General features: G+C 72.5%; 24 protein-coding genes and 2 pseudogenes. 17 read left to right on the top strand and 9 right to left on the bottom strand.

Annotation, left to right across the window (positions count from 1 at the left end):
* Positions 1–43: 43 nt before the first annotated feature.
* The 3 genes and pseudogenes from C1703_RS04600 to C1703_RS04610 form a co-directional block, all read left to right on the top strand.
* Positions 44–1,111: pseudogene (locus C1703_RS04600) on the top strand (type III polyketide synthase); the annotation flags it as partial.
* 1 nt (position 1,112) lies between these two features.
* Positions 1,113–2,327, top strand: coding sequence for a cytochrome P450 (locus C1703_RS04605; protein ID WP_114250668.1), 1,215 nt, complete (start codon positions 1,113–1,115; stop codon positions 2,325–2,327).
* Between the two features lie 7 nt (positions 2,328–2,334).
* Positions 2,335–2,856, top strand: a complete 522-nt coding sequence (locus tag C1703_RS04610; RefSeq protein WP_114250669.1) for a cupin domain-containing protein — start codon at positions 2,335–2,337, stop codon at positions 2,854–2,856.
* A 30-nt stretch (positions 2,857–2,886) separates the two neighbouring features.
* Here the strand turns inward: C1703_RS04610 and C1703_RS04615 are convergent, their stop codons facing one another.
* Positions 2,887–3,330, bottom strand: coding sequence for a hypothetical protein (locus C1703_RS04615; RefSeq protein ID WP_114250670.1), 444 nt, complete (start codon positions 3,328–3,330; stop codon positions 2,887–2,889).
* Between the two features lie 86 nt (positions 3,331–3,416).
* Positions 3,417–4,643, bottom strand: coding sequence for an acyl-CoA dehydrogenase family protein (locus tag C1703_RS04620; RefSeq protein WP_114250671.1), 1,227 nt, complete (start codon positions 4,641–4,643; stop codon positions 3,417–3,419).
* A 173-nt stretch (positions 4,644–4,816) separates the two neighbouring features.
* Here C1703_RS04620 and C1703_RS04625 point away from each other — a divergent pair, with 173 nt between their 5' ends.
* A complete protein-coding gene (locus tag C1703_RS04625; RefSeq protein WP_114250672.1) occupies positions 4,817–5,461 on the top strand; it encodes a TetR family transcriptional regulator in 645 nt (214 codons plus the stop codon).
* A gap of 60 nt (positions 5,462–5,521) precedes the next feature.
* On the opposite strand, the gene def is transcribed toward C1703_RS04625, so the two are convergent.
* Positions 5,522–6,067, bottom strand: a complete 546-nt coding sequence (gene def / locus C1703_RS04630) for a peptide deformylase (RefSeq protein ID WP_114250673.1) — start codon at positions 6,065–6,067, stop codon at positions 5,522–5,524.
* 159 nt (positions 6,068–6,226) lie between these two features.
* Here def and C1703_RS04635 point away from each other — a divergent pair, with 159 nt between their 5' ends.
* The 5 genes and pseudogenes from C1703_RS04635 to C1703_RS40265 all read left to right on the top strand — a co-directional run.
* On the top strand, positions 6,227–7,465 hold the full coding sequence (locus C1703_RS04635) for a MurT ligase domain-containing protein (protein ID WP_037765659.1): 1,239 nt from the start codon (positions 6,227–6,229) through the stop codon (positions 7,463–7,465).
* A gap of 23 nt (positions 7,466–7,488) precedes the next feature.
* Positions 7,489–8,217, top strand: coding sequence for a glutamine amidotransferase (locus C1703_RS04640; RefSeq protein WP_114250674.1), 729 nt, complete (start codon positions 7,489–7,491; stop codon positions 8,215–8,217).
* Between the two features lie 202 nt (positions 8,218–8,419).
* A complete protein-coding gene (locus C1703_RS04645) occupies positions 8,420–9,445 on the top strand; it encodes a 6-phosphofructokinase (protein WP_114250675.1) in 1,026 nt (341 codons plus the stop codon).
* Between the two features lie 156 nt (positions 9,446–9,601).
* Positions 9,602–10,552: a cytochrome c oxidase assembly protein gene (locus tag C1703_RS04650; protein ID WP_114250676.1), complete on the top strand. Its 951-nt coding sequence runs from the start codon at positions 9,602–9,604 to the stop codon at positions 10,550–10,552.
* Between the two features lie 122 nt (positions 10,553–10,674).
* Positions 10,675–11,526, top strand: a pseudogene (locus C1703_RS40265) (DUF6777 domain-containing protein); the annotation flags it as partial.
* A gap of 194 nt (positions 11,527–11,720) precedes the next feature.
* On the opposite strand, the gene C1703_RS40270 reads toward C1703_RS40265, so the two are convergent.
* Positions 11,721–12,218 (bottom strand): hypothetical protein, encoded by a 498-nt coding sequence (locus C1703_RS40270; RefSeq protein WP_343236429.1) that lies wholly within the window; start codon positions 12,216–12,218, stop codon positions 11,721–11,723.
* A 35-nt stretch (positions 12,219–12,253) separates the two neighbouring features.
* On the opposite strand from C1703_RS40270, the gene C1703_RS04660 reads away from it, so the two are divergent.
* Together C1703_RS04660 and C1703_RS04665 are read left to right on the top strand one after the other, a co-directional pair.
* Complete coding sequence (locus C1703_RS04660; RefSeq protein WP_114250678.1) at positions 12,254–14,056, top strand: serine/threonine-protein kinase; 1,803 nt, start codon at positions 12,254–12,256, stop codon at positions 14,054–14,056.
* A 13-nt stretch (positions 14,057–14,069) separates the two neighbouring features.
* A complete protein-coding gene (locus C1703_RS04665; RefSeq protein WP_114250679.1) occupies positions 14,070–14,249 on the top strand; it encodes a hypothetical protein in 180 nt (59 codons plus the stop codon).
* Positions 14,250–14,253: 4 nt separating this feature from the next.
* Here C1703_RS04665 and C1703_RS04670 read toward each other — a convergent pair whose 3' ends face one another.
* The 4 genes from C1703_RS04670 to C1703_RS04685 are packed head-to-tail and all read right to left on the bottom strand — an operon-like array spanning position 14,254 to position 18,304.
* Positions 14,254–15,468 carry a histidine kinase gene (locus C1703_RS04670; protein WP_114250680.1) on the bottom strand — a complete coding sequence of 405 codons (1,215 nt, stop codon included), beginning with the start codon at positions 15,466–15,468 and terminating at the stop codon, positions 14,254–14,256.
* Positions 15,465–17,180, bottom strand: coding sequence for a cation acetate symporter (locus tag C1703_RS04675; protein WP_114250681.1), 1,716 nt, complete (start codon positions 17,178–17,180; stop codon positions 15,465–15,467). The genes C1703_RS04670 and C1703_RS04675 overlap by 4 nt, the downstream gene beginning before the upstream one ends.
* Before the next feature lie 9 nt (positions 17,181–17,189).
* Entirely contained in the window at positions 17,190–17,552 is a 363-nt protein-coding gene (locus C1703_RS04680; RefSeq protein ID WP_114257298.1) for a hypothetical protein, read from the bottom strand.
* Positions 17,553–17,554: 2 nt separating this feature from the next.
* On the bottom strand, positions 17,555–18,304 hold the full coding sequence (locus C1703_RS04685; protein WP_114250682.1) for a LytTR family DNA-binding domain-containing protein: 750 nt from the start codon (positions 18,302–18,304) through the stop codon (positions 17,555–17,557).
* 55 nt (positions 18,305–18,359) lie between these two features.
* Between C1703_RS04685 and C1703_RS04690 the strand changes: the two genes are divergently transcribed.
* The 5 genes from C1703_RS04690 (at position 18,360) to C1703_RS04710 (ending at position 25,075) form a co-directional block, all read left to right on the top strand.
* Positions 18,360–18,878: an Lrp/AsnC family transcriptional regulator gene (locus C1703_RS04690; RefSeq protein WP_114250683.1), complete on the top strand. Its 519-nt coding sequence runs from the start codon at positions 18,360–18,362 to the stop codon at positions 18,876–18,878.
* Positions 18,879–19,004: 126 nt separating this feature from the next.
* Positions 19,005–19,835 carry a dimethylargininase gene (gene ddaH / locus C1703_RS04695; protein ID WP_114250684.1) on the top strand — a complete coding sequence of 277 codons (831 nt, stop codon included), beginning with the start codon at positions 19,005–19,007 and terminating at the stop codon, positions 19,833–19,835.
* Positions 19,832–21,094: an ornithine--oxo-acid transaminase gene (gene rocD, locus C1703_RS04700; RefSeq protein WP_114250685.1), complete on the top strand. Its 1,263-nt coding sequence runs from the start codon at positions 19,832–19,834 to the stop codon at positions 21,092–21,094. Before ddaH ends, rocD begins: the two co-directional genes overlap by 4 nt.
* Before the next feature lie 206 nt (positions 21,095–21,300).
* Positions 21,301–23,757: a SpoIIE family protein phosphatase gene (locus C1703_RS04705; RefSeq protein ID WP_114250686.1), complete on the top strand. Its 2,457-nt coding sequence runs from the start codon at positions 21,301–21,303 to the stop codon at positions 23,755–23,757.
* A 67-nt stretch (positions 23,758–23,824) separates the two neighbouring features.
* Positions 23,825–25,075: a SpoIIE family protein phosphatase gene (locus C1703_RS04710; RefSeq protein WP_114250687.1), complete on the top strand. Its 1,251-nt coding sequence runs from the start codon at positions 23,825–23,827 to the stop codon at positions 25,073–25,075.
* 21 nt (positions 25,076–25,096) lie between these two features.
* Here C1703_RS04710 and C1703_RS04715 read toward each other — a convergent pair whose 3' ends face one another.
* Complete coding sequence (locus tag C1703_RS04715; RefSeq protein WP_114250688.1) at positions 25,097–25,552, bottom strand: RpiB/LacA/LacB family sugar-phosphate isomerase; 456 nt, start codon at positions 25,550–25,552, stop codon at positions 25,097–25,099.
* Positions 25,553–25,820: 268 nt separating this feature from the next.
* Between C1703_RS04715 and C1703_RS04720 the strand changes: the two genes are divergently transcribed.
* A complete protein-coding gene (locus tag C1703_RS04720) occupies positions 25,821–26,540 on the top strand; it encodes a lysophospholipid acyltransferase family protein (protein ID WP_114250689.1) in 720 nt (239 codons plus the stop codon).
* Positions 26,541–26,576: the final 36 nt, after the last annotated feature.

The raw sequence follows: 26,576 nt of genomic DNA on the forward strand, positions 1-26,576 counted from the left end.
CTGACCGGGGGGCGAAGGGCCTTCCGGGAGGCGAAAGCAGGCACGGTTCATGGCGACTTTGTGCAGACCCTCGGTGTCCGTTCCAGAGCACGTGATCACGATGGAGGAGACGCTGGAGCTGGCGCGTGAGCGCCACGCCGACCACCCCCAACTGCCGCTGGCCCTCCGGCTCATCGAGAACACCGGTGTGCGCACGCGGCGCATCGTGCAGCCCATCGCGGAAACCCTGAAGCACCCCGGGTTCGAGGAGCGCAACAAGCTCTACGAGGCCGAGGCCAAGGCGCGGGTGCCCGCCGTCATCCAGCGGGCGCTGGACGACGCGGAGCTGCTCACCACCGACGTGGACCTGATCATCTACGTGTCGTGCACGGGCTTCATGATGCCCTCGCTCACGGCCTGGCTGATCAACGAGATGGGCTTCGACCCGACCACCCGGCAGCTGCCGATAGCCCAGCTGGGCTGCGCGGCCGGCGGCGCGGCGATCAACCGGGCCCACGACTTCTGCACGGCCTATCCCGAGGCCAACGCGCTGATCGTGGCCTGCGAGTTCTGCTCGCTGTGCTACCAGCCCACCGACATCGGTGTCGGCTCGCTGCTGTCCAACGGCCTGTTCGGCGACGGCATCGCCGCCGCCGCGGTCCGCGGCCGGGGCGGCGAGGGCGTCAGCCTGGAGCGCAACGGCTCGTACCTGATCCCCAAGACCGAGGAGTGGATCATGTACGACGTGAAGGCCACCGGCTTCCACTTCCTGCTGGACAAGCGGGTCCCGGCCACCATGGAGCCGCTCGCCCCGGCGCTGAAGGACCTGGCCGGTGACCACGGCTGGGACGCGTCCGACCTGGACTTCTACATAGTTCACGCGGGTGGGCCCCGCATCCTCGACGACCTCAGCACCTTCCTGCACGTCGACCCGCACGCCTTCCGCTTCAGCCGGGCCACGCTCACCGAGTACGGCAACATCGCCAGCGCCGTCGTCCTGGACGCGCTGCGCCGGCTGTTCGACGAGGGCGGCCCCGAGCACGGGGCGCGCGGGCTGCTCGCCGGGTTCGGACCCGGTATCACCGCCGAGATGGCCCTGGGCCGCTGGCACCGCGCGGACGGGACGAAGTGAGATGAGCGAAGAGACGATCACCGACACCCTGCCCCCGGTCCGGGACTGGCCGGCGCTCGACCTGTCCGGCGCGGACTTCGACCCGGTCCTGCGCGAGCTGATGGACGAGGGCCCGGTCACCCGCATCAAGCTGCCCAACGGCGAGGGCTGGGCCTGGCTGGTCACCCGCTACGACGACGTGCGCATGGTGACCAACGACCCGCGCTTCAGCCGCGAGGCCGTGATGGACCGGCAGGTCACCCGGCTGGCCCCGCACTTCATCCCGGCCCGCGGCGCGGTCGGGTTCCTGGACCCGCCGGACCACACCCGGCTGCGCCGCAGCGTCGCCGCCGCGTTCACGGCGCGCGGCGTGGAGCGGGTGCGCGAGCGGTCCCGCCGCATGCTGGCGGAGTTGGTCGACGAGATGCTCCAGGACGGCCCGCCCGCCGATCTGACCGAGGCCGTGCTCGGCCCGTTCCCCATCGCGGTGATCTGCGAGCTGATGGGCGTCCCGGCCGCCGACCGGCAGGCCATGCACCACTGGACCCAGCTGATCCTGTCCTCCGCGCACGGCGCCGAGGTCAGCGAGAAGGCCAAGAAGGAGATGGGCGCCTACTTCGCCGACCTGATCGGCCTGCGCGAGGGCAGCACCGGCGAGGACGTCACGTCCCTGCTCGGTGCCGCCGTGGGCCGGAGCGAGGTCACCCTGGAGGAGGCGGTGGGCCTCGCGGTCCTCCTCCAGATCGGCGGTGAGGCGGTCACCAACAACAGCGGCCAGATGTTCTACGTGCTGCTGACCCGCCCCGGCCTCGCCGAGCGGCTGCGCGCCGACCCGGAGATCCGCCCCCGGGCCATCGACGAACTCCTGCGCTGGATCCCCCACCGCAACGCGGTCGGCCTGTCCCGGATCGCCCTGGAGGACGTGGAGATCCAGGGTGTGCGGATCCGCGAGGGCGACGCGATCTACGTGTCGTACCTGGCGGCCAACCGCGACCCGGACGTCTTCCCCGACCCGGAGACCATCGACTTCTCCCGCAGCCCGAACCCGCACGTCTCGTTCGGCTTCGGCCCGCACTACTGCCCGGGCGGCATGCTGGCCCGGCTGGAGTCGGAACTGCTGGTCGACGCGCTCCTCGACGGCGTGCCCGGGCTGCGGCTCGCCGTGCCGGCCGAGGACGTGCCCTTCAAGAAGGGCGCGCTGATCCGCGGGCCCGAGGCCCTGCCCGTGACGTGGTGAGCCGGCGATGACGGCGACGGAAGGCCTGCTCGTCCCACCGGGTCACGGCCGGGTCGTGCGGGCCCCCGCCCAGCACGTGACCTTCAAGGTGACCGGCACGCACTCGCGCATGGCCTCCACCTTCGAGGTGGTCGTGCCGCCGGGCTTCGACGTCGGCGCCCATGTGCACACGCGCAGCGAGGAGTTGTTCTACGTGCTCGAAGGCGAGCTGGACGTCCTCGCCTTCGAGCCGCGGGTCCGCACCCCCGACAACTGGCAGGGGTGGGAGTCCGCTTCGGGCAACCGGGTGGTGCGGGCGACGCCGGGAACGGTGATCGTCGTACCCCCCGGGTGCCCGCACGCGTTCGCCAACCCGACGGACACCCCGGCCAAGATGTTCTTCCAGGCGTCCCCGCCGCCGGATCACGAGCGGTACTTCGAGGAACTGCTGGAGATCCTGGCGAGCGGGGGCCCGCCGGACCACGCGGCGATCCAGGAACTGCGGGCCCGCTACGACATCGAACAGCTGACGCCCCTCAAGCACCGGTGAGAACCGGCAGGCGCCGCCGAGCGGCCGACGTCAGGCGAGCTGCCACTCGCCGGTCTGCTCGGCGAAGCCGGAGTCCATCGCGAACTGGACCGTGGCCACCTTCGAGGTCTTCGGCACCTCGAACACGATCCACCCCAGCGCCTTGGCGCCGGGCTTGAGCCGGACGGCGGACGACATGGACGGCCCGGCGGTGACCTCGGCGAAGGTGGTCTGTGACTTGGCGTGGTCGACGACCTTGACGACGGTGACGTCGAGCTTGCTGCCGTTCTCCATGCCCTTCAGGGCGAGGGTGTCGCCGGTCTTGGCGACCTCGGGTGCGGCCTCCTTCTTGGCCTTCTGGCCGCTGTCGGCCTTGGCGGAGGCCTTCGCCTTGGGCTTGTCGACGACGGAGTCGCCGGAGCCGCCGGAGCCGCCGCAGGCGGTGACGGTGAGTGCGCCGATGACGGCCGCCGCTGCATCAGGAGCCGGAGGCAACCCGGGAGCCCGTCCTGGCGTCCGCCCTGTGAGGGCACAGGAAAAGGCCCCCTCCGGATGCCGGAAGGGGCCGCCCGATCGCCGCGTCAGCGGATCGGCTTGCCGGACAGCGTCCGGGCGATCACCAGCCGCTGGATCTCGCTGGTGCCCTCGAAGATGGTGTAGATCGCCGCGTCGCGGTGCATCCGCTCCACCGGGTACTCCCGCGTGTAGCCGTTGCCGCCCAGGATCTGGATCGCCTGGGCCGTGACCTTCTTCGCCGTCTCGCTGGCGAAGAGCTTGGACATCGAGCCCTCGGCCGCGGTGAACGGCTTGCCGTTGATCGCCATCCAGGAAGCGCGCCAGACGAGGAGCCGGGCCGCGTCGATGGAGGTGCGCATGTCCGCGAGCTGGAAGGCGACGCCCTGGTTGTCGATGATCGGCCGGCCGAACTGCTCACGCGTCACGGCGTAGTCGAGGGCGACCTCGTAGGCGGCGCGGGCGGTGCCGACCGCCATGGCGCCGACGGCCGGGCGCGAGGCCTCGAACGTGGCCATGGCCGCGTTCTTCACGCGCTCCCCGCCCTGCTTGGCCTTCTCGCGGGCCCGGGCCAGCCGCTCGTCGAGCTTCTCCTTGCCGCCGAGCAGGCAGGAGCCGGGGACGCGCACGTTGTCGAGGATGACCTCGGCGGTGTGCGAGGCGCGGATGCCGTGCTTCTTGAACTTCTGCCCCTGCGACAGGCCCTCGGTGCCCGGCGGGATGATGAAGGACGCGTGGCCCTTGGAGCCGAGCTCGGGGTCGACGACCGCGACGACGACGTGGACGTTGGCTATGCCGCCGTTGGTCGCCCAGGTCTTGGTGCCGTTGAGGACCCACTCGTCCTTGGCCTCGTCGTACACGGCCCGGGTGCGCATGGAGGCCACGTCGGAGCCGGCGTCGGGCTCGGAGGAGCAGAAGGCGGCGACCTTGACGTCGTTGGCGTCGCCGTACATCTGCGGGATCCAGGTGCCGATCTGCTCCTCGGTGCCGTTGGCGAGGACGCCGACGGCGGCGAGGCCGGTGCCGACGATGGACAGGGCGATGCCCGCGTCGCCCCAGAACAGCTCCTCCATCGCCATGGGGATGCCGAGGCCGGTGGGGTCGAAGTACTGCTGGGCGTAGAAGTCCAGGGAGTAGATGCCGACCTTGGCGGCCTCCTGGATGACCGGCCAGGGAGTCTCCTCACGCTCGTCCCATTCGGCGGCCGCGGGGCGGATCACATCGGCGGCGAAGCCGTGGAGCCAGTCGCGGACCTCCTTCTGTTCGTCGTTGAGCTCCATGGTGAACTCGGCCATGTCGGTCCCCTCCAGCGGCACACGTGCATGTTACTTGCGGTAACACCAGTCTGTTACCGGTGGGTAGTCCGCGTCAACTCCTACCGACCGGTCGGCACCCTTTCGGTGTCCGGGCCATGCTTCAGTGTTAGTTTGCGCAGGCGTCATCGATACAGCACGGGTGGGGAGAGCACATGGACACCACGCAGCGGACCGACCAGCAACGGTCCGCCGACCGCCGACGGCGTGAGCTGCTGGAGGCCGCCGACCGGGTGGTGCTGCGCGACGGCCCGCAGGCCTCGATGAACGCGATCGCGGCGGAGGCCGGCATCACCAAGCCGATTCTCTACCGGCACTTCGGCGACAAGGGCGGGCTTTACGCGGCCCTTGCCAAGCGGCACACGGACGCGTTGCTGGACTCGCTGCGGGCGGCGCTGGACGCGCCGGCGGACCGGCGCGAGCGCGTCGAGGCGACGCTCGACACGTACCTCGCGGCGATCGAGGCGCGGCCCCAGGTGTACCGGTTCCTGATGCACCCGGCGGAGGGTGGCCAGCCGGGGGATCAGGGGTTCGACGTGGGCAAGCACAGTGCGCCGTTGCTGCGGCGGATGGGCGAGGAGCTGGCCCAGGTCATCGAGGAGCGGCTGGATCTCGGGCCGGGTGGGCAGCAGCTGGCGCGGGTGTGGGGGCATGGGATCGTCGGGATGATGCATGCGGCCGGGGACTGGTGGCTCGGGGAACGGCCCTGTTCTCGTGCGGAGTTGGTGCGGAGTCTGGCTGATCTGTTGTGGGGGCGGCTCGCGGCTGCGGGGGACCGCGTGGGGGGTCCGGGGTTCTGACCGTCATGTGTCGTGTGCGGGCCGGTGGGGGCTGGGCGCGCAGTTCCCCGCGCCCCTGAACTAGTCGGCTCGGCGCCAAGAGGACCTGGCCACTTGCCGCATCAGCTTGCGGTGGCGCCAGCCCGTCAGGTGGTCCGCGTAGATGCGGCCCTCCACGTGGTCGCACTCGTGTTGCAGGCAGCGGGCGAAGAAGCCCGTGCCGTGGATCGTGACCGGGTCGCCGGTCATGGTGAAGCCCTCGACCACCGCGTGGTCGTAGCGTTCCGTGCCCGCCTCCAGGCCCGGCAGGGACAGGCAGCCCTCCGGGCCCCGGACCACCACCCCGTCCGCCTCGACGAGGCGGGGGTTGACCACGTGGCCGAGGTGGCGGACGTCCTCGTCGTCGGGGCAGTCGAAGACGAAGACCCGCAGCGGCTCGCCGATCTGGTTGGCGGCCAGGCCGACGCCCTGGGCGGCGTACATGGTCGCGAACAAGTCGTCGACGAGCCGGGCCAGTTCGGGGCCGAAGTCGGTGACCTCCGCGCAGGGCGTGTGCAGGAGCGGGTCGCCGTGCAGCGTGAGGGGTCTCACGCGGCCGTGGGCGCCGGGGATGGAGCTGTGTCGCATGGCGGCAAGAGTAAGGTCCCTGTCGATCCGCGCCTCCCGCACGAGTTCCCCACAGTGCCGCGGTTCGGGAGTGCGAAGGGATCTCGATAGGCTGAGGTCCACACCACGTGGCCGTCAGGCTTCAAGGCGCGGCGCGTACGCAAGGAGGATCGAGAACTGATGGCAGGCAACTCGGACCCGCTCTCGCCGCGGGCCAAGCTGGCCGTGACCGCGGGCAAGGCGGTCGCAGCGGCATCCCGCGCCGCTGGACGCGGCAGCGGTTCGGTGATCGGCGGCCGGGTGGCACTCAAGCTCGACCCCGACCTCCTCGCCCGGCTCGCCCAGAACCTGGACGTGATCCTGGTCTCCGCGACCAACGGCAAGACCACGACCACCCGGCTCATCGCCGAGGCCCTGCGCGCGGCGGGCCCGGTCGTCTCCAACGCGCTCGGCGCCAACATGCCGGCCGGCATCACCTCGGCGCTCGCCGGCGGCTCGGACGCCCGGTACGGCGTCATCGAGGTCGACGAGAAGTACCTCGCCGGTGTCGCCCGGGACACCGCCCCCAAGTGCATCGCGCTGCTCAACCTCTCCCGCGACCAGCTCGACCGCGCCGCCGAGACCCGCATGCTCGCCGAGAACTGGCGGGAGGGACTCGCGGGTTCCAAGGCCGTGGTCGTGGCCAACTGCGACGACCCGCTGGTGGTGTGGGCGGCGTCGTCCTCCCCCAACGTGATCTGGGTCGCCGCCGGGCAGATGTGGAAGGACGACGCCTGGTCCTGCCCGTCCTGCGGCGGCGTCATGCAGCGTCCGGGCGACGACTGGTACTGCGGCGAGTGCGGCTTCCGCCGCCCGACGCCGAGCTGGGCCCTGTCCGGCGACCACGTCCTCGACCCGCACGGCTCGGCCTGGCCGATCCACCTCCAGCTGCCCGGCCGCGCCAACAAGGCCAACGCCGCCTCCTCGGCCGCCGTCGCCGCCGTGTTCGGGGTGCCGCCGCAGGTCGCGCTGGAGCGCATGTACCAGGTGCAGGCGGTGGCCGGGCGGTACGACGTCGTCCAGTTCCAGGGCCGCGACCTCAGACTGCTGCTGGCGAAGAACCCGGCCGGCTGGCTGGAGACGTTCTCCCTGATCGACCCGCCGCCCGCCCCGGTCATCCTCTCCGTGAACGCGCGCTCCGCCGACGGCACCGACACCTCCTGGCTGTGGGACGTCGACTACACGCGTCTGACGGGCCACCCGATCTGCGTCGTCGGCGACCGGCGGCTGGACCTCGCGGTGCGGCTGGAGGTGGCCGACCAGCACTTCCAGGTCTACGAGAACCTCGACCAGGCCGTGGCCGCGTGCCCGCCCGGCCGCATCGAGGTCATCGCCAACTACACGGCGTTCCAGGACCTGCGCCGCCGCGTCGGCAACTGAGCACGAGACGTCAGGGGACTTTTGTGAGCGACAACCAACTGCGCATCGTCTGGATCTATCCCGACCTGCTCAGCACCTACGGCGACCAGGGCAACGCCCTCGTCGTGGAGCGCCGGGCCCGGCAGCGCGGCCTGGACGTGGCCCGGCTGGACGTGCGCAGCGACCAGCCGATCCCGACGTCCGGCGACATCTACCTGATCGGCGGCGGCGAGGACCGCCCGCAGCGGCTCGCGGCCGAGCGGCTGCGCCGGGACGGCGGACTGCACCGGGCCGTGGAGAACGGCGCCATCGTGTTCTCCGTGTGCGCCGGCTACCAGATCCTCGGCCACGAGTTCATCAACGACCTCGGCCAGCGCGAGCCGGGCCTCGGCCTGCTGGACGTGGTGTCGGTGCGCGGCGAGGGCGCGCGGTGCGTCGGTGACGTGCTGGGCGACATCGACCCGCGGCTCGGCCTGCCCCCGCTGACCGGCTTCGAGAACCACCAGGGCGTCACCCACCTCGGCCCCACCGCCCGCCCCCTGGCCCAGGTGCGCCTGGGCAACGGCAACGGCACGGGCGACGGCACGGAAGGCGCGTACAACGACACCGTCTTCGGCACGTACATGCACGGTCCGGTGCTCGCGCGCAACCCGCTGATCGCGGACCTGCTGCTGAAGCTGGCACTCGACGTCAACGCGCTGCCGCCGACCGACGACCGCTGGTACGAGGCGCTGCGCAACGAGCGCATCGCGGCTGCTCAGCAGCCTGCCTGAGCAGGTCGTCGCAGCTGACCCGGGACACGCGTCAACCTGCTGGTCAACAGCCCGTCTGACGGCACATCCGCACAGGTGAGCGGGGTCGTCCAGCAGGCGGACGCGTGCTTCGGTCCGGCCCCTCGATGCCGCTAGGGTGGCGGGGTTTCCAGCCGGACAACGCGGTCCGGTCCCCGGCCCACGTTGAGAAGGTATTCGGGCTATGCGCATTGGTGTCCTCACGTCCGGCGGCGACTGCCCCGGCCTGAACGCCGTCATCCGGTCCGTCGTGCACCGCGCCGTCGTCGACCACGGCGACGAGGTCATCGGCTTCCGGGACGGCTGGAAGGGTCTCCTGGAATGCGACTACCTCAAGCTCGACCTCGACGCGGTGGGCGGCATCCTCGCCCGCGGCGGCACGATTCTCGGGTCCTCCCGGGTCCAGCCCTCCCACCTGCGGGACGGTGTGGAGCGGGCGAAGGGCCATGTCGAGGAGCTCGGCCTCGACGCGATCATCCCCATCGGCGGCGAGGGCACGCTCAAGGCCGCGCGGCTGATGTCGGACAGCGGCCTGCCCGTGGTGGGTGTGCCGAAGACCATCGACAACGACATCGCGGTCACGGACGTCACGTTCGGCTTCGACACGGCCGTCGGGGTGGCGACCGAGGCGCTGGACCGGCTGAAGACCACCGCGGAGTCCCACCAGCGGGTCCTGGTGGTCGAGGTCATGGGCCGGCACACCGGCTGGATCGCGCTGCACTCCGGCATGGCGGCCGGCGCGCACGCCATCGTCGTGCCCGAGCGGCCCTTCGACATAGAGGAGCTGACCCGGCGGGTCGGCGAGCGGTTCGAGGCCGGCAAGCGCTTCGCGATCGTGGTGGCGGCGGAGGGGGCCAAGCCCCGCCCCGGGACCATGGAGTTCGACGAGGGCGGCAAGGACATCTACGGGCACGAGCGGTTCGCGGGCATCGCACGACAGCTGTCCGTGGAGCTCGAGGGGCGGCTGGGGAAGGAAGCGCGGCCGGTCATCCTCGGGCATGTGCAGCGGGGCGGTACGCCGACCGCCTACGACCGGGTGCTGGCCACGCGGTTCGGGTGGCACGCGGTGGAGGCCGTGCACCGTGGGGAGTTCGGGCAGATGACCGCGCTGCGCGGGACCGACATAGTGATGGTGTCGTTGGCCGAGGCGGTGGAGACGCTGAAGACCGTGCCGGACGAGCGGTATGCCGAGGCGGAGACTGTTCTCTGAGGTTGCCGCAGTCGGACGGGTGCGGGTGGTGTGTGGTTGATCGCGCAGTTCCCCGCGCCCCTGAACCTTGCCCCCGGTCACTTGTGTGACCGGGGGCGGTTCTACTCTTGGGGCGGACAGATTGCTGCACACCCCCACGAAACAGGAGCCGGCGGAATGGATCACAGCGGGCACGGCATGACCATGGATCTGCCGCCGTTCACGCTGGGGCGAGGGCTGGAATGGTCGACCGACCCGTTCTTTCTCGTCGCCTGCCTGGTGGGACTCGCACTGTACGGGTGGGGTGTCGTGCGGCTCGTGCGGCGCGGGGACAAGTGGCCCGTGGGACGCACCGTCGCCTTCGTCATCGGCGTCCTGAGCATCATGCTCATGATGTGCACCCAGCTGAACGACTACGGCATGGTCATGTTCAGCGTGCACATGGTGCAGCACATGGTGATCAGCATGGTGTCGCCGATCCTGATCCTGCTCGGGGCGCCGATCACGCTGGCGCTGCGCGCGCTGCCGACGGCGGGGCGGGGCCGCAAGGGGCCGCGCGAGCTGCTGCTGATGTTCCTGCACAGCCGGTACATGCGGATCGTCACGCACCCGGCGTTCACGATCCCGCTGTTCATCGCGAGCCTGTACGGGCTGTACTTCACGCCGCTGTTCGACACCCTGATGGGCTCCAAGCCGGGGCACATCGCGATGATGGTGCACTTCCTCGCCGTCGGCCTGGTGTTCTTCTGGCCGATCATGGGCGTGGACCCGGGGCCGCACCGGCCGGGCTATCTGATGCGGATGCTGGAGCTGTTCGCGGGCATGCCGTTCCACGCGTTCTTCGGGATCGCGCTGATGATGGCGTCCGAGCCGATGGTCGAGACGTTCAAGAACCCGCCCGCCTCCCTCGGCATCGAGGCGCTCTCCGACCAGAACGCGGCGGGCGGCATCGCCTGGGCGTTCAGCGAGATCCCGTCCGTACTGGTGCTGATCGCGCTGCTGTTCCAGTGGTACGCCTCGGAGCAGCGGCAGGCCAAGCGCCAGGACCGGGCCGCCGACCGCGACGGGGACAAGGAACTCGAGGCGTACAACGCCTATTTGAGCTCGCTGCACGCACGCGGGAACTGATTTCCTCCGTCTCCCCAGGCCGCTCTTTTCCCTCCCTCTGCTCTTTTTCCACAACCCGGATGAATAGCATTTTCCTTCAGTAGCATGAAACGCGTCGGGGGGAACCGCAGGGGGGAGCGGTGATGCGGAAGCTTGCTGTCCTGGTCGTCTTTCTGCTGGCGCTCGGGGGGTGTGATGCGAACACTCCCCTGTTCGAGGTCAAGGCGGTCGCCGCCGGGGTGCCGTCCCTGGCGCCTTTCTTCGCCGAGGACAGCGGGCTCGGCCGGGATGCCCGGGTACGGTCGCGGCCGGTGCCGAGCGGGCTTCAGCAGGGCGACACGCCAGGGTTGTACGGGGGGACCGAGCAGCCGAAGATCTGTGACGTCGAGCGGTTGAAGCGGTTCCTCACCGCGCCCCGGAACGCCGGGAAGGCACGGGCGTGGGCGACCGCCCTCGAACTCCGCAGGGACCAGATCCCCGGATATCTCGACCGGCTCACCCCTGTTCTCCTGCGTCACGACACGCTCGCCCTGAATCACGACTACAAGAAGGGAAAGGCCGTCCCCTTCCGCGCCTTGCTCCAGGCGGGAATCGCGGTACTCGTCGATGAGAAGGGGCTTCCGTCGGTCAAATGTTCGTGCGGAAATCCCCTGCGGCCTTTCGAGGGCGACACGAGCCGGATATCGGTCACCTTCGAGGACGGCAACGAGAAGTGGCAGGGCTACGACCGTTCCGAGGTGGTGGTCGTACGGCCCGCTTCCCGGGAACTGGAGCGGATCGCCCTCGTCGACGTCGAGGACGCGGAGCGGGGGATCGAGCGGCCCGTCGGGACGACGGGTGAGGCCGACTCCGACTTCGACGCGACGGAGCGGCGGGCCGTGCCGCGGCTCGCCGGGACGACGTTCGGGGAGGCGAGCCGGCGGCTGGCCGACGCGGGGCTGGCGGTCGCGTACGGGGGTGAGGGGCTGCCGCCTGACCGGGCGCGGGTCGTCTCGACCGAGCCGGGGGCGGGGGCCGAGCTGCCGTTCGGGGCGTATGTGACGGTGCGGGTGGCCACCACTCCCCCGGCTCCCCCCGCCGGTTCGGGTACGCCGACGAGTGCCGGGCCGACCGGGGTCAGGCCGACCGAGGCCGGGCCGACGAGTGGCGGTGCGACGAGTAGCGGTGCGCCGAGTGGCGGGCCGACGAGTCAGGAGCCGCCCTCGCAGCGGCCTCGGTCGAGTAGCGCGCCGTCCAGCTCCGGACCGTCCTCGTCGACTGCCGCGCCGCCGGGCTCGGGGTCGCCCGGTTCCGGGTCGCCCGCTTCCGGGTCGCCCGCGACGAGTGCCGCCCCGCCCCGGAGCAGTGCTCCGCCTGCGACGACCAGCTCACCGCCGACCGACACCGGCACCGACACACCGCCGAAGGCCACCAGCCAACCACCCCGTACGTCCAGTCCGCCGCCCCAGACGACCAGCTCACCGCCGCGCACGTCCAGTCCGCCGCCCCAGACCTCCAGCTCACCGCCGCGCACGACCAGTCCGCCGCAACGGACCCCCAGCTCACCGCCGCGCACGACCAGTCCGCCGCAACGGACCCCCAGCTCACCGCCGCGCACGACCAGTCCGCCGCCCCAGACCTCCAGCTCACCGCCGCAGACCACGGACTCACCGCCCCCGGTGACCACCACACCCGCATCGAGCGCCACCCCTTAGCACCCCCGCCGACCCCGGGAGGCACCGGATGTCCTCAGGATCTGCGACGTCGGGAGCGGGCCGGGTCGTCGCCGGCCGCTATCTGCTGCTGCGACGGCTCGGCAGCGGCGGCATGGGGCACGTCTGGCTGGCCCACGACCAGAGACTGGCCTGCGAGGTCGCGCTGAAGGAGATCGTGTTCCGCGACCCGGCCGAGGCCGGTCACGAGCGGGAGGCGCGGGTCGCGCGGGCCCGTGCGGAGGCCCGGCACGCGGCCGGACTGCGTGGCCACCCGCACGTGGTGACGGTGCACGACGTGCTGGAGCACGAGGGGCTGCCGTGGATCGTCATGGAGTACGTGACGGGCGCCGTCGACCTGCGGGAGCTGGTCGCCCGGCGCGGACCGCTCGCCCCGGCCGAGTGCGCCCGGGTCGGCCTCGCCGTGCTGGACGCGCTGACCGCCGGGCACGAGCGGGGCGTGATGCACCGGGACGTGAAACCGGCGAACATCCTCCTCGCGCCGGACCGCACGGGCGCGCCCCACGGGCGGGTCCTGCTCACCGACTACGGCATCTCGGTGCAGCCGGACGCGGGTGAGACGCGCTACACCAGGGCGTCGGTACTGGTCGGCACGGCCGGGTATCTGGCGCCGGAGCGCGCCTCCGGCGGTACGCCGACACCGGCCGCGGACCTGTTCTCGCTGGGCTGCACGCTGTACTTCGGTGTCGAGGGCCGCAGCCCCTTCGAGCGGGAGTCGCAGCTGGCGGCGCTCACCGCGGTGGTCATGGAGGAACCGCGCCCGCCGGTGCGGGCCGGTGCGCTGGAACCCGTGCTGCGCGGGCTGCTCGCCAAGGACCCGGACCTGCGGATGACCGCGCCGGAGGCGGAGGCCGCGCTGTCGGGGCTCGTCGCGTCCCGGTCCGAGGCGTACGAGCGGACCCGGACCGATCCCGGGTCGCCGTCCCCCTGGGAGGCGGGAGCCGGGCCGGGCGGCCTCGGACCCGTCGTCGCCGCGTCCGGTACGCGGCGGCGCAGGCGCTCCCCCGCCCTGCGGGCCGTCGCCGCCTGCGGTCTCGGGCTGGTCCTCGCCCTGGGCGGCGTCTGGTACGCGCTGGGCGACCGCCCGGAGGGCGGCGGGACGGGGGCGCCGTACGGAGACGCCGTCGGGCTGGGGAAACCGCTCGCGGACGGGGACTGCGTGCTCGCCGACTGGCCCGGCGGGAGCCGCTTCGCCGGGACGCCCCGCCTGACGCTGGATCCGACCTGCCGGGACAAGGTGCCCGACGGGCAGGTGCTGGCGTTCGTGGAGGCCGCCTCCGCGGCGGAGGCGCGGAAGCTGGGTCCGGCCCGGTGCGAGGAGCGGACGCGGGAGCTGCGGGAGCGGCTCGCCGATGTCCGCAGCCACGCCGTCGTACCGAGCGCCACCGGGTTCGAGGCGGCCGGGCGGCGGACGGCCTGCCTGGTGCTCGGCGCGCACGGGCCGCTGTACGGGCCGCTCGGCGAGCGGCGTAGATTCGGTACGCCGTTCGCCGACACCGCGACCATGCAGAAGCGCGACTGTCTGGACGTCCGTTCGAACCGGGAGGCGCGGCTGGTGCCGTGCGGCGGGCGGTACGACGAACAGGTGCTCGGGTTCACCCGGCTGGGCGCGGACGTGACGCTCGCCGAGGCGCGGACCTCATCGGACGCGGCGTGCGCGCGGGACGTCCCCCCGCGCGACTACGGCTTCGATCCGTCCGTCTACGAAGCCGGTTCGTGGACCAGCGAGGGCCCCTGGAAATCCGGTACTCATGTCGTCGTCTGCACCGTCAGGAGGCAGAACGGGGGCACCATGGAGGGGACCGAACCATGAGGAGGGTGTTGCGATGCCCGGTTCCACGAACGGTTCAAACTCGACGAAGACCATGGGAGTGCTCACCGTCGGCGGCCTCGTCGTGGTGACGGCCTACACGGTGGCGCTCGGCAGCAACGGCTGGCTGTGGTTCGGTTGGGTCGTCCTGGGCCTGATCACCCTGGGGATGGTGGCCACCACGAAGAGCACCTGAGGGCTCACTCCCGGGTCAGCCGGCCCGCCGAGTGCACGCCCGGCTGGTACTTGGGGAGCCGCACGGTGATCTTCATGCCCGCGCCCGTGGCCGTCTCGATGACGAGGCCGTGGTCGTCGCCGTAGACCTGGCGGAGCCGGTCGTCGACGTTGGAGAGCCCTATGCCGCCCGAGGGGCTGACCTCGCGGGCGAGGATGCGGCGCAGCAGGTCGGGGTCCATGCCGGCGCCGTCGTCCTCGATGACGACGAGGGCCTCGGCGCCCGCGTCCTGGGCGGTGATCTGGATGTGGCACTTGCCCGAGGAGACGGCCTTGCCCTCCAGGCCGTGCTTGACGGCGTTCTCGACGAGCGGCTGGAGGCACAGGAAGGGCAGGGCGACGGGCAGTACCTCCGGGGCGATCTGGAGGGTGACGGAGAGGCGTTCGCCGAAGCGTGCCCGGACGAGTGCCAGGTAGTGGTCGATGGCGTGCAGCTCGTCGGCGAGGGTGGTGAAGTCGCCGTGCCGGCGGAACGAGTAGCGGGTGAAGTCGGCGAACTCCAGGAGCAGCTCGCGGGCGCGCTCGGGGTCGGTGCGGACGAAGCTGGCGATCACCGCGAGCGAGTTGAAGATGAAGTGCGGGGAGATCTGGGCGCGCAGGGCCTTGATCTCGGCCTCGATGAGGCGGGTGCGGGACTGGTCGAGGTCCGCCAGCTCCAGTTGCACGGACACCCAGCGGGCGACCTCGCCGGCGGCCCGGACCAGGACGGCGGACTCGCGGGGCGCGCAGGCGACCAGGGCGCCGTGGACGCGGTCGTCGACGGTGAGCGGGGCGACGACCGCCCAGCGCACCGAGCAGTCCAGGCGGTCGCAGGTCAGGGCGAAGGCCTCGCCCCGGCCGCTGTCCAGGGGACCGGCGAGGCGTTCCATGATCTGGGTGCGGTGGTGGGCGCCGTCGCCGTCCCAGACCAGGACCTGTTCGCGGTCGGTGAGGCAGAGGGCGTCGGTGCCGAGCAGGGAGCGCAGTTTGCGGGCGGACTTGCGGGCGGTCTCCTCGGTCAGGCCGGCCCGGAGCGGGGGCGCGGCGAGGGAGGCGGTGTGCAGGGTCTCGAAGGTGGCGTGCTCGACGGGGGTGCCGAGGCCGGCGAGGCTCTTGGCCCGGGCGGTGCGCCGGCCCAGCCAGACGCCGAGGGCCAGGACCGGGAGGACGGCGACGCACAGGCCGGCCAGGAAGTCGCTCATGCCGTCACCTCCGTGCGCAGTTCCTCGGGCAGGTGGAAGCGGGCCAGGACGGCCGCCGTGCCCGGCGGGACCCGGCCGGGGGTGGCCAGGGAGACCATGATCATGGTGAGGAAGCCCAGCGGCACCGACCACAGGGCGGGCCAGGCGAGCAGGGCGTGCAGGGCGGCGCCCTCGCCCGGGTAGCCCGCCATGGTCGCGGCGACGGCGAGCAGGGCCGAGCCGCCGCCGACCAGCATCCCCGCCGCCGCGCCGGGCGGCGTCAGCCGCCGCCACCAGATGCCGAGGACGAGCAGCGGGCAGAACGAGGACGCGGAGACGGCGAAGGCGAGCCCGACGGCGTCGGCGACGGGGAGCCCGCCGACCAGGACGCTCGCCGCCAGGGGCATGGCCATCGCGAGGACCGTCCCGAGCCGGAAGTGCCTGACACCCCGGGACGGCAGCACGTCCTGGGTGAGGACGCCCGCGACGGCCATGGTCAGGCCGGAGGCCGTGGACAGGAACGCGGCGAAGGCGCCGCCCGCGACCAGCGCGCCCAGGAGGTCACCGCCCACTCCCCCGATCATCCGGTCGGGCAGCAGCAGGACGGCGGCGTCCGGGTCCCCGGTGAGGGTCAGTTCAGGGGCGTAGAGGCGGCCCAGGGCGCCGTAGACCGGGGGCAGGAGGTAGAAGGCGCCGATCAGGCCGAGGACCGCGACGGTGGTGCGGCGGGCGGCGACGCCGTGCGGGCTGGTGTAGAAGCGGACCACGACGTGCGGCAGGCCCATGGTGCCGAGGAACGTGGCGAGGATCAGCCCGTACGTGGCGTACAGCGGGCGTTCCGTACGGCTCTCGGCCTGCGACGGGGACAGGTCGCCGCCGGCGCTGCGCTCGGCCGCGGGGACGGTCGCGCCCTCGGCGAAGGTGAGCCGGGTGCCGCGTTCGATGTGGTGGGTGCCGGCCGGCAGGTCCAGGCGCGTGTCGGTGTGGGCGCGGCCGTCGACGGTGCCGGTGACCGTGACGGTCAGCGGTCGCTCCAGCTTCAGGTCGACGCTGTCGTCGACGCGGACGACCCGCTGCTCGCGGAAGGTGGCCGGTTCGTCGAAGGCGTTTTGGGGGGCGCCGTCGCTCTGCCAGGCGAGGACCAGGAACAGGGCCGGGACCAGCAGCGCGGTGAGCTTCAGCCAGTACTGGAAGGCCTGGACGAAGGTGATGCTGCGCATGCCGCCGGCGGCGACGATGGCGGTGACGACGACGGCGACGATCACGCCGCCGAGCCAGTCGGGCGCCCCGGTCAGCACCGTCAGGGTGAGCCCGGCGCCCTGGAGCTGGGGCAGCAGATAGAGCCAGCCGACGCCGACGACGAAGGCTCCGGCGAGCCGCCGTACGGCCTGGGAGGCGAGGCGGGCCTCGGCGAAGTCGGGGAGGGTGTAGGCACCGGAGCGGCGCAGCGGGGCGGCGACGAAGAGCAGCAGGACGAGGTAGCCGGCGGTGTAGCCGACGGGGTACCAGAGCATGTCGGGGCCCTGGACCAGGACCAGGCCCGCTATGCCGAGGAAGGACGCGGCGGAGAGGTACTCGCCGCTGATGGCGGCGGCGTTGAGGCGGGGGCCGACGGTGCGGGAGGCGACGTAGAAGTCGGAGGTCGTGCGGGAGATGCGCAGGCCGAAGGCGCCGACGAGGACCGTGGCGACGACGACCAGGGCGACGGCGGGGACGGCGTAGCTGGAGTTCATGGGGTGGGGTCAGCGGTCTTCGACGAGGCGGACGAAGTCGCGCTCGTTGCGTTCGGCGCGGCGGACGTACCAGCGGGCGAGCAGGACCAGGGGGAGGTAGAGGCCGAAGCCGAGGACGGCCCACTCCAGGCGGCGGGCGTCGGGCAGGGCGGCGAACAGCAGCGGGAGGGGGCCGACGAGCAGGCCGAGGATCGCGAAGACGGTGAGGGCGGCGCGCAGCTGGGTGCGCATCAGGGAGCGGACGTAGGTGTGGCCGAGGGTGGTCTGTTCGTCGATCTCGGTGCGCGGGCGGTAGTAGCCCGAGGAGGTCCGTCGGGTCTGGCGGGGCGGGCCGGTGACGACGACGCGGCGCTCGGTGTGGTCCTGGGGCACCGTCACGGCCTCCTCATGAGCAGGTCGCGCAGTTCGCGCGTGTGGCGCCGGCTGACCTGGAGTTCCTCGGAGCCGACGAGGACGCTGACGGTGCCGGCGTCGAGGCGGAGCTCGCCGATGTGGCGCAGGGCGACGAGGTGGCGGCGGTGGATGCGGACGAAGCCGCGGGAGCGCCAGCGCTCCTCCAGGGTGGACAGCGGGATGCGCACCAGGTGGCTGCCCTTGTCGGTGTGCAGGCGGGCGTAGTCGCCCTGGGCCTCGACGTGGGTGATGTCGTCGACGGCGACGAACCGGGTCACGCCGCCCAGCTCGACGGGTATGTGGTCCGGGTCGGGTTCGCTGACGGGTATGCGCGGGGCGGCGCCGCGCAGCTCGGCGGCCCGGCGGACGGCCTCGGCGAGGCGTTCCTTGCGGACGGGCTTGAGGACGTAGTCGACGGCCTTGAGGTCGAAGGCCTGCACCGCGAAGTCCTCGTGGGCGGTGACGAACACGACGAGCGGGGGCCGGGCGAAGCCGGTGAGCAGCCGGGCCAGGTCGAGGCCGTCGAGGCCGGGCATCTGGATGTCGAGGAAGACGACGTCGATCGCCTCGGGCCCGCCGGGGCCGGATTCCAGGGCGCGGTTGATGCGGCGCAGGGCCTCGGTCGCGTCGCCGGCGCCCTCCGCGCTGCCGATGCGGGGGTCGGCCTGCAGCAGGTAGAGCAGTTCCTCGAGCGAGGGGCGTTCGTCGTCGACAGCCAGGGCGCGCAGCATGAACCCGGAGTGTAGGGCGATCCCCGCTGTTCGGACACGTGGATACAGTGCCCGCATGAACAGCAGGTCGTCCGCGCCGTTCGACGAACTCGACCGGAAGATCATCACCGCGTTGATGGCGAACGCCAGGACGTCGTTCGCGGAGATCGGCACGGCGATCGGGCTGTCGGCCACGGCGGTCAAGCGGCGGGTCGACCGGCTGCGTGAGGCGGGCGTGATCACCGGGTTCACGGCCACGGTGAAGCCGTCGGCGCTGGGCTGGCGCACGGAGGCCTACGTCGAGGTGTACTGCGAGGGCGCGGCCCCGCCGCGGCGGCTGGCGGAGGTCGTGCGCGACTACCCGGAGATCACCGCGGCGATGACCGTGACCGGCGGCGCGGACGCGCTGCTGCACGTGCGGGCCCGGGACGTGGAGCACTTCGAGGAGGTGCTGGAGCGGATCCGCCAGGAGCCGTTCATCCGGAAGACGATCAGCGTGATGGTGCTGTCGCATCTGCTTCCGGAGAGCCCGGAGGCGGGGGCCAGCCAGCCCGCGCCGGAGGAGCCCCCGGGCGGCGCAGCGGACGTGCGCTGACCGGCCGCAAGACGCAGCGTTCCTGCGCGCACGCGCAACCTTTGTTTCTTGTCGTCCCCCTCCGGCAGTTCCTACCGTTGTGTCAACCCCCAGTCACACACCGTGAGGAAGCGGAGGGACCCCTCTGTGCCCGACTCCCGTGTGCCGCGCCGGCGGCGCTACCTCGTCTGCGAACCCAGACACTTCGCCGTGCAGTACGCGATCAACCCGTGGATGCGTCCCGACGAACCCGTCGACGTGCTCCGCGCCCTGGACCAGTGGCAGGCGCTGGTCGACGCCTACCGGGCCCACGGCCATACCGTGGACACTGTGAAACCCGTGCCCGGCCTGCCCGACATGGTCTTCGCCGCGAACGCGGCGGTCGTCGTCGACGGCCGCGTCTTCGGCTCCCTCTTCCACGCGCCCGAGCGCCGTCCCGAGTCCGTGCCGTACGAGGCGTGGTTCAAGACGGAGGGCTACGAGGTGTACCACCCCGAGTCGGTCTGCGAGGGCGAGGGCGATCTGGTCCCGGCCGGGCGCTGGATCCTGGCCGGGACGGGCTTCCGTACGACCCGGGAAGCCCACAGTGAGGCGCAGGAGTACTTCGGGACGCCGGTGATCAGCCTGACGCTGGTGGATCCGTACTTCTACCACCTGGACACGGCGCTGTTCGTCCTCGACGAGGGGCACGACGGGAACATCGCCTACTACCCCGAGGCGTTCTCGCCGGGCAGCCGCGAGGTGCTGGCCCGGCTGTACCCGGACGCGGTGCTCGCCACCCGCGAGGACGCGCTGGCGTTCGGGCTCAACTCCGTCTCCGACGGGCGCCACGTGTTCATCTCGCCGGGGGCGACGGGCCTGGCCGGGCAGCTGGCCGACCGCGGCTACGTCCCCGTCCCCGTCGACCTGTCCGAGTTCCGCAAGGCCGGTGGCGGCATCAAGTGCTGCACCCAGGAGATCCGGGAGATCCGCTCATGACCGCACCCGTCCGCACCCAGGGCTCGCCGGAGACCCCCGCCGCGCAGCGGAGCCGCGGCTCCGCGGAGCTGATCCGCGCGGAGGAGCCGGTCCTCGCGCACAACTACCACCCGCTGCCCGTGGTCGTCGCCCGCGCCGAGGGCACCTGGGTGGAGGACGTGGAGGGCCGCCGCTACCTCGACATGCTGGCCGGGTACTCGGCGCTCAACTTCGGCCACCGGCACCCGGCGCTCATCGAGGCGGCCCACCGCCAGCTCGACCGGCTGACCCTGACCTCCCGGGCCTTCCACAACGACCGGCTGGCGGAGTTCGCCGAGCGGCTGGCCGCGCTGACCGGGCAGGACATGGTGCTGCCCATGAACACCGGCGCGGAGGCGGTGGAGAGCGGCGTGAAGGTGGCCCGCAAGTGGGCCTACGACGTCAAGGGCGTCCCGGCGGACCGGGCCACGATCGTGGTGGCGGCGGACAACTTCCACGGCCGGACGACGACGATCGTCAGCTTCTCCACGGACGAGACGGCCCGGGCGGGCTTCGGGCCCTTCACCCCGGGCTTCCGGATCGTGCCGTACAACGACCTGGCCGCGCTGGAGGAGGCGGTCGACGAGACGACGGCGGCGGTGCTGATCGAGCCGATCCAGGGCGAGGCCGGGGTGATCGTCCCGGACGACGGCTATCTGGCCGGCGTGCGCGAGCTGACTCGCCGCAAGGGCTGTCTGTTCGTGGCGGACGAGATCCAGTCCGGGCTCGGCCGGACGGGCAGCACGCTGGCGGTCGAGCACGAGTCCGTGGTGCCGGACGTGGTGCTGCTGGGCAAGGCGCTGGGCGGCGGCATCGTGCCGGTGTCGGCGGTGGTCGGGCGCCGGGAGGTGCTCGGGGTGCTGCACCCGGGCGAGCACGGCTCTACCTTCGGCGGCAACCCGCTGGCGGCGGCGGTCGGCACGGCGGTCGTCGAGCTGCTGGAGACGGGCGAGTTCCAGCGCCGGGCGGCCGAGCTGGGTGTGGTCCTGCGCGAGGGCCTGGCGGGGCTGGTCGGCAAGGGCGTGGTCGGCTTCCGCTCGCGCGGCCTGTGGGCGGGCGTCGACGTCGACCCCGCGCTCGGCACGGGGCGCGAGATCAGCGAGCGCCTCATGCGGGAGGGGATCCTGGCGAAGGACACGCACGGCTCGACGATCCGCCTGGCACCGCCGCTCACCATCACCGGCGAGGAACTCGAGGGGGCGCTCGGGGCCCTGGAGAAGGTACTCGGGCAACGGGACTGACCCGCCACGGGCCGAGCGAGCGCGCGCTCGGCCCGCACCGGCCCACCGACCGACCTCCTCGGAGCCGCCGCCCGCTCCGCGCAGCCGGCCCAGCCGCCCCTCCCGCAGCCGCCCGACCGGCCCCGTCCAGGCCGCCCGCTCCTGCGGGAAGGGTGAAGATTGGTGCAAGAGGTGGTAGACCACTCTCAGCGACAGAGAGGTCGGCCGTGGGCGCACACGAGGAGTACGGCGTTGGCCGGCAGCGGTTCGACGTGGCCGACGCCGCGCCCCTGTTGCTCGATCCGCAGGGCGTGGTGACGGGCTGGACCGGCGCCGCCCGGCGGCTGCTGGCGTACCCGGCGTCCGAGGCGGTCGGCAGGAAGCTGGCCGACCTGCTGACCGCCGAGGACGCGCAGCGCGTGCCGGACCTGGTCGAGCGGTGCCGCAGGGACGGCGGCTGGACGGGGCTGCTGACGGCCCGCCGCAGGGACGGGCAGCCGGTACGGGTCATGGCCCGGATCACCTCGGCCGACGAGGCCCACGGCGGCTCGCGCTGGCTGGTGCTGCTGTCGGAGCTGGCCGACGCGCCCGGCTGGGACATGAGCCGCACGGTGCTGGAGCGGATGGTGTCCGACGCCCCGGTCGGGATCGCGATCGTGGACACGGACCTGCGTTTCGTGTGGTCGAACACCGCCCTGGAGCAGTTCGGCGGCGGACCGGCACCGCGCCGGCTGGGCCTGCGCTTCGCGGACGTGCAGCCCGGCATGGACGCCCAGGCGGTCGAGGCGCAGATGCGGCACGTGCTGGAGACCGGCGAGGCCGTGGTCGGGTACGAGCACGTGGGCCAGATCCGGTCGGCGCCGCTGCGCGAGACCGCGCACATGCTGTCCTTCACCCGGCTCGAGGACGACCGGGGCCGCCCGATAGGCGTGTACTACACGGTCGTCGACATGACCGAGCGGCACCGCGCCCGGCAGCGGCTGGCGCTGCTCGACCGGGCGGGGCAGAGCATCGGCCGCAGCCTGGACCTGGTGCGCACCGCGCAGGAACTGGCGGACGTGGCCGTGCCGGGACTGGCCGACTTCGTCACCGTGGACCTGCTGGAGGCGGTGCTGCGCGGGGCCGAGCCGGCCCCGGGTCCGTTCGCGGACACGGAAGCGCCGGCACTGCGCCGGGCCGGACACCGTTCGACGGAGGACGGCCTGCCGGAGACGGCCGTCGGGATCGGCGACGCCGTGGCCTACCTGGCCGGGTCGCCCCCGGCCCGCTCCCTGGCCACGGGACGGTCCTGGCGTGCGGAGCGGCTCGATCCGCCTGCCCGGGAGTGGGCCGAGGACGTCCCGGGCGACCGGCGGGCCGCCTTCCTGGAGCCGGGCCCGCAGAGTGCGATGACCGTGCCGATCAGGTCCCGTGGGACCACCCTGGGCGTCACCTCCTTCTTCCGGCGCGACCGCCGGGAGCCCTTCGACGAGGAGGACCTGCGCCTGGCCGAGGACCTCGTCGCCCGCGCGGCCGTCTGCGTGGACAACGCCCGCCGCTACACGCGCGAGCGCGACGCCGCGCTCGTCCTGCAGCGCAGTCTGCTCCCCCACCGGCTGCCCGAGCAGGACGCCGTCGAGGTGGCCGCGTGCTACCGGCCGGCGGACGAGCTGACCGGCCTGGGCGGCGACTGGTACGACCTCATCCCGCTGTCCGGGGCGCGCGTGGCGCTCGTCGTGGGCGAGGTCCCCGGGCACGGCATCGACGCCGCCGCGGCCATGGGTCAGCTGCGGACCGCCGTGCGGACGCTGGCCGCGCTGGACCTGACGCCCGAGGAGGTGCTGGCCCACCTCGACGACCTGGTGGCGCGGTCGGCGCGGGAGCAGGGCGTCGAGCCGGGCGCAGCGGGCACCGGCAGCGGGCAGTCCGTGGGCTCCGGGTGCCTGTACGTCGTCTACGACCCCGTCGACGGCCGGTGTGCGATGGCCGCCGCGGGCCACCCCGCGCCGGCCGTGGTCCTGCCGGACGGTTCGGTCTCGTTCGTCGATCTCCCGCAGGGGCCGCCGCTCGGCGTGGGCGGCCCGCCTTTCGAGGCGGTCGAGCTGTCCCTGGCCGAGGGCAGCACGCTGGCGCTGCACACCGACGGGCTGCTGGCCCGTGGCGAGACCTGGGCGGTCGACGCGGGCCGGGAGCGGCTGCGCAGGGCGCTGGAGCGGGCGGGGCCGCTCGACTCGCACTGCAGGGCCGTGGTCGACGCGCTGGTCCCGGCGCGCCCGTACGACGACGTGGCGCTGCTGATGGCCCGGACGAAACGTCTCGGCGCCGACCAGGTCGCGGCCTGGGACCTGCCCTGCGACCCGGCCGTCGTCGCCGAGGCCCGCCGCACGGCCACCCGGCAGCTTTCGCGCTGGGGCCTACAGGAGCTGGTCTTCACCACGGAACTGGTGGTGAGCGAGCTGGTCACCAACGCCATCCGGTACTCGGACGGGCCCATCCGGCTCCGGCTGATCCGCGAGCGGGCCCTGGTCTGCGAGGTCTTCGACGGCGGCGCCACCGCCCCCCATCTGCGCCACCCCCGCACGACGGACGAGGGCGGGCGCGGACTGCTGCTGGTCTCCCAGCTCACCCAGCGGTGGGGCACGCGGTTCATCCCCGAGGGGAAGATCATCTGGGCCGAGCAGTCCCTGACGGATCTCCTGGAGTGATACCGGGTCCCGCTTCGCACATACCGTGGGAAACTGGTGTGATCCCGGCAGCGGTGAGGCGGCAGCCATGGCGGATACGGCGATCGACTACGCGGCGGTGTTCCAGGCCCTGCCCGGCATGGTGGCGCTGCTGACGCCCGAGCTCGTGTACGCGGACGTCAACGAGGAGTTCGTCCGCGTCTCCGGCCGGCCCCGCGAGCAGCTGGTCGGCCGCTATCTGTTCGACGTCTTCCCGGACAACCCCAACGACCCGGCCGCTACGGGCGTGCGCAACCTGGAGGCCTCGCTGTACCGCGTCCTGGCCACCGGGGAGCGCGACACCATGGCCCTCCAGCGCTACGACGTCGAGGATCCCGAGCGCCCCGGGGAGTGGGAGGAGCGCTACTGGAGCCCGGTGAACGCGCCGCTGCTCGGCCCCGACGGGAAGGTGGTGCTGATCGTGCACCGCGTCGAGGAGGTCACGGAGCTGATCCGGGCCCGGGGCCGCTCGGGCGGGAGCCGGGCGGGCCGGAACAGCCGCGCGCGGGTGCTGGAGGCCGAGCTGTACACCCGCGCCCGGGAGCTGCAGGAGCTGAACGAGCGGCTGCGCCTCGCGCACTCCCGGGAGCGGGAGGTGGCGCTGGCCCTGCAGGAGGCGATGCTGCCGGCCGGCCGCCAGGTCCGCCACCACCACCGGGCCGCCGTCCGCTACCGGCCGGCAGTGGGCGCACTCAACGTGTGCGGGGACTGGTACGACCTCGTCGACCTGGTGGGCGGCAACCGGGTCGGCGTGTCCGTGGGCGACGTGGTCGGGCACGGGCTGGCGGCCGCCGGGGTCATGGGCCAGCTGCGCAGCGCGCTCAGCGCGGCCTCCCGGGTCGCGGAGGGCCCGGCGCAGGCCCTGGACGTGCTGGGGCGGTACGCGAACGTGGTCGACGGGGCCGAGTCGGCGACCGCGGTGACGACGTTCATCGACTTCGACCGGAACACCGTCAGCTACAGCAGCGCCGGCCATCTCCCGCCGGTCCTGGTCCACCCCGACGGCCGCACCGAGTTCCTCGACCGGGCCACCGACACACCGCTCGACGCTCGCCCCGACCCGATTCCCAGGCCCCAGGCGGACACCACGTTCACACCGGGCGCCACGCTGGTGCTCTACACCGACGGCCTGGTCGAGCGGCGCCGCGAGGACATCGACGTGGGCCTGGCCCGGCTCGCCGACGCCCTGCGCGACCACCGCGACCAGGACCCGGAGGCCCTCGCCGACACCGTCCTGCTGGAGCTGCTGCCGCCCGGCGGCGCCACCGACGACACGGCGCTCATCATCGTGCGGCTGTGACCCCGGGCCCGTCGTCCGGCCCTACCTAGGGGTCCTGCCGTGGTCGAGCAGCCGGACGCGGTCCACGTTCTGCCGGTCCTCGGCGTCCGCGCTGGGCTCGGCCCCGAACCACGCGTCGAGGATCTCCTTCAGCAGCGGCTCCGACGTCAGCCGCAGGCTGAGCGCCAGCACGTTGGCGTCGTTCCAGCGGCGGGCCCCGTCGGCGGTGTAGGCGTCCGTGCACAGCGCCGCCCGTACGCCGGGCACCTTGTTGGCGGCGATCGACGCGCCCGTGCCCGTCCAGCAGCACACCACGGCCTGGTCGGCCGTCCCGTCGGCGACCTCGCGGGCCGCGGCCTCGGAGCAGACCGCCCACTGCGGGTCGTCCCCGGGGCGCAGCGCGCCGTGCGGGCGCACCTCGTGTCCCCGGTCGCGCAGCGCGGCCACGAGGGAGCGGGCGACGGGCTCGTCCATGTCCGAGGAAACAGAGATCCGCATAGGTCGCAGGGTACTCGGCGGGGCCCCGGCCCGCTGGTCACCCGTCCGGAGCAGCACACCGGCCCCACTGCCCTCCCCAAGGCGCAGGAGCACCACCGCACGCACCCACCTGACTGACCGTCAGTCAAACGGCAAAGGATCTGTGCGGTACCGGCGCACGAGGTGCCCGGCGGCTGCCCCTGCACCTACACTGACACCCCACGACATGCCGGTTGACCTGCTGGAACGCGGCGGTTGAGTCCACCGCGAGAGTCGAGGAGCGCCCGCTTTGTTCTACTACCTGCTGAAATACGTGCTGCTGGGCCCGCTGCTCAGACTGGTCTTCCGGCCTCGAATAGAGGGCCTGGAGCACGTGCCGTCGGAGGGCGCCGCCATCATCGCCGGCAATCACCTGTCGTTCTCGGACCACTTCCTGATGCCCGCGGTCCTCAAGCGGCGCATCACCTTCCTCGCGAAGGCCGAGTACTTCACGGGACCGGGCATCAAGGGCCGGCTGACGGCGTCGTTCTTCCGCAGCGCGGGGCAGATCCCGGTCGACCGCTCCGGCAAGGACGCGGGCCAGGCCGCGATCCGCGAGGGCCTCGGCGTGCTGAGCAAGGGCGAGTTGCTCGGCATCTACCCCGAGGGCACGCGCTCGCACGACGGCCGGCTCTACAAGGGCAAGGTCGGTGTCGCGGTGATGGCCCTGAAGGCGGGCGTCCCGGTGGTGCCCTGCGCCATGATCGGCACCTTCGAGGCCCAGCCGCCCGGCAAGGTCATCCCCAACATCCACCCCGTGGTGATCCGCTTCGGCGAGCCCCTCGACTTCTCCCGGTACGAGGGCATGGAGAACGAGAAGGCCATCCTGCGCGCCATCACCGACGAGATCATGTACGCGATCCTCTCGCTGTCCGAGCAGGAGTACGTCGACCAGTACGCGGCCGTCGTGAAGGCCGAGGAGGCCGCCGCCGCGAAGGAGCGTAAGTTCCCTCGCATGCCCCTCAGTTGAGGTCTGCTGTCGGCAGAACCCCGGGCCCCGGCACGC

The sequence above is a fragment of the Streptomyces sp. Go-475 genome (assembly GCF_003330845.1).
Classification (GTDB): Bacteria; Actinomycetota; Actinomycetes; order Streptomycetales; family Streptomycetaceae; genus Streptomyces.

Excerpts from the sequence above, each read along its gene's own strand:
- C1703_RS04605 (WP_114250668.1), top strand. The coding sequence starts at position 1,113 with ATGAGCGAAGAGACGATCACCGACACCCTGCCCCCGGTCCGGGACTGG.
- C1703_RS04610 (WP_114250669.1), top strand. The coding sequence starts at position 2,335 with ATGACGGCGACGGAAGGCCTGCTCGTCCCACCGGGTCACGGCCGGGTC.
- C1703_RS04620 (WP_114250671.1), bottom strand. The coding sequence starts at position 4,643 with ATGGCCGAGTTCACCATGGAGCTCAACGACGAACAGAAGGAGGTCCGC.
- C1703_RS04625 (WP_114250672.1), top strand. The coding sequence starts at position 4,817 with ATGGACACCACGCAGCGGACCGACCAGCAACGGTCCGCCGACCGCCGA.
- def (WP_114250673.1), bottom strand. The coding sequence starts at position 6,067 with ATGCGACACAGCTCCATCCCCGGCGCCCACGGCCGCGTGAGACCCCTC.
- C1703_RS04635 (WP_037765659.1), top strand. The coding sequence starts at position 6,227 with ATGGCAGGCAACTCGGACCCGCTCTCGCCGCGGGCCAAGCTGGCCGTG.
- C1703_RS04645 (WP_114250675.1), top strand. The coding sequence starts at position 8,420 with ATGCGCATTGGTGTCCTCACGTCCGGCGGCGACTGCCCCGGCCTGAAC.
- C1703_RS04650 (WP_114250676.1), top strand. The coding sequence starts at position 9,602 with ATGGATCACAGCGGGCACGGCATGACCATGGATCTGCCGCCGTTCACG.
- C1703_RS04660 (WP_114250678.1), top strand. The coding sequence starts at position 12,254 with ATGTCCTCAGGATCTGCGACGTCGGGAGCGGGCCGGGTCGTCGCCGGC.
- C1703_RS04665 (WP_114250679.1), top strand. The coding sequence starts at position 14,070 with ATGCCCGGTTCCACGAACGGTTCAAACTCGACGAAGACCATGGGAGTG.
- C1703_RS04670 (WP_114250680.1), bottom strand. The coding sequence starts at position 15,468 with ATGAGCGACTTCCTGGCCGGCCTGTGCGTCGCCGTCCTCCCGGTCCTG.
- C1703_RS04675 (WP_114250681.1), bottom strand. The coding sequence starts at position 17,180 with ATGAACTCCAGCTACGCCGTCCCCGCCGTCGCCCTGGTCGTCGTCGCC.
- C1703_RS04685 (WP_114250682.1), bottom strand. The coding sequence starts at position 18,304 with ATGCTGCGCGCCCTGGCTGTCGACGACGAACGCCCCTCGCTCGAGGAA.
- C1703_RS04690 (WP_114250683.1), top strand. The coding sequence starts at position 18,360 with ATGAACAGCAGGTCGTCCGCGCCGTTCGACGAACTCGACCGGAAGATC.
- rocD (WP_114250685.1), top strand. The coding sequence starts at position 19,832 with ATGACCGCACCCGTCCGCACCCAGGGCTCGCCGGAGACCCCCGCCGCG.
- C1703_RS04710 (WP_114250687.1), top strand. The coding sequence starts at position 23,825 with ATGGCGGATACGGCGATCGACTACGCGGCGGTGTTCCAGGCCCTGCCC.
- C1703_RS04715 (WP_114250688.1), bottom strand. The coding sequence starts at position 25,552 with ATGCGGATCTCTGTTTCCTCGGACATGGACGAGCCCGTCGCCCGCTCC.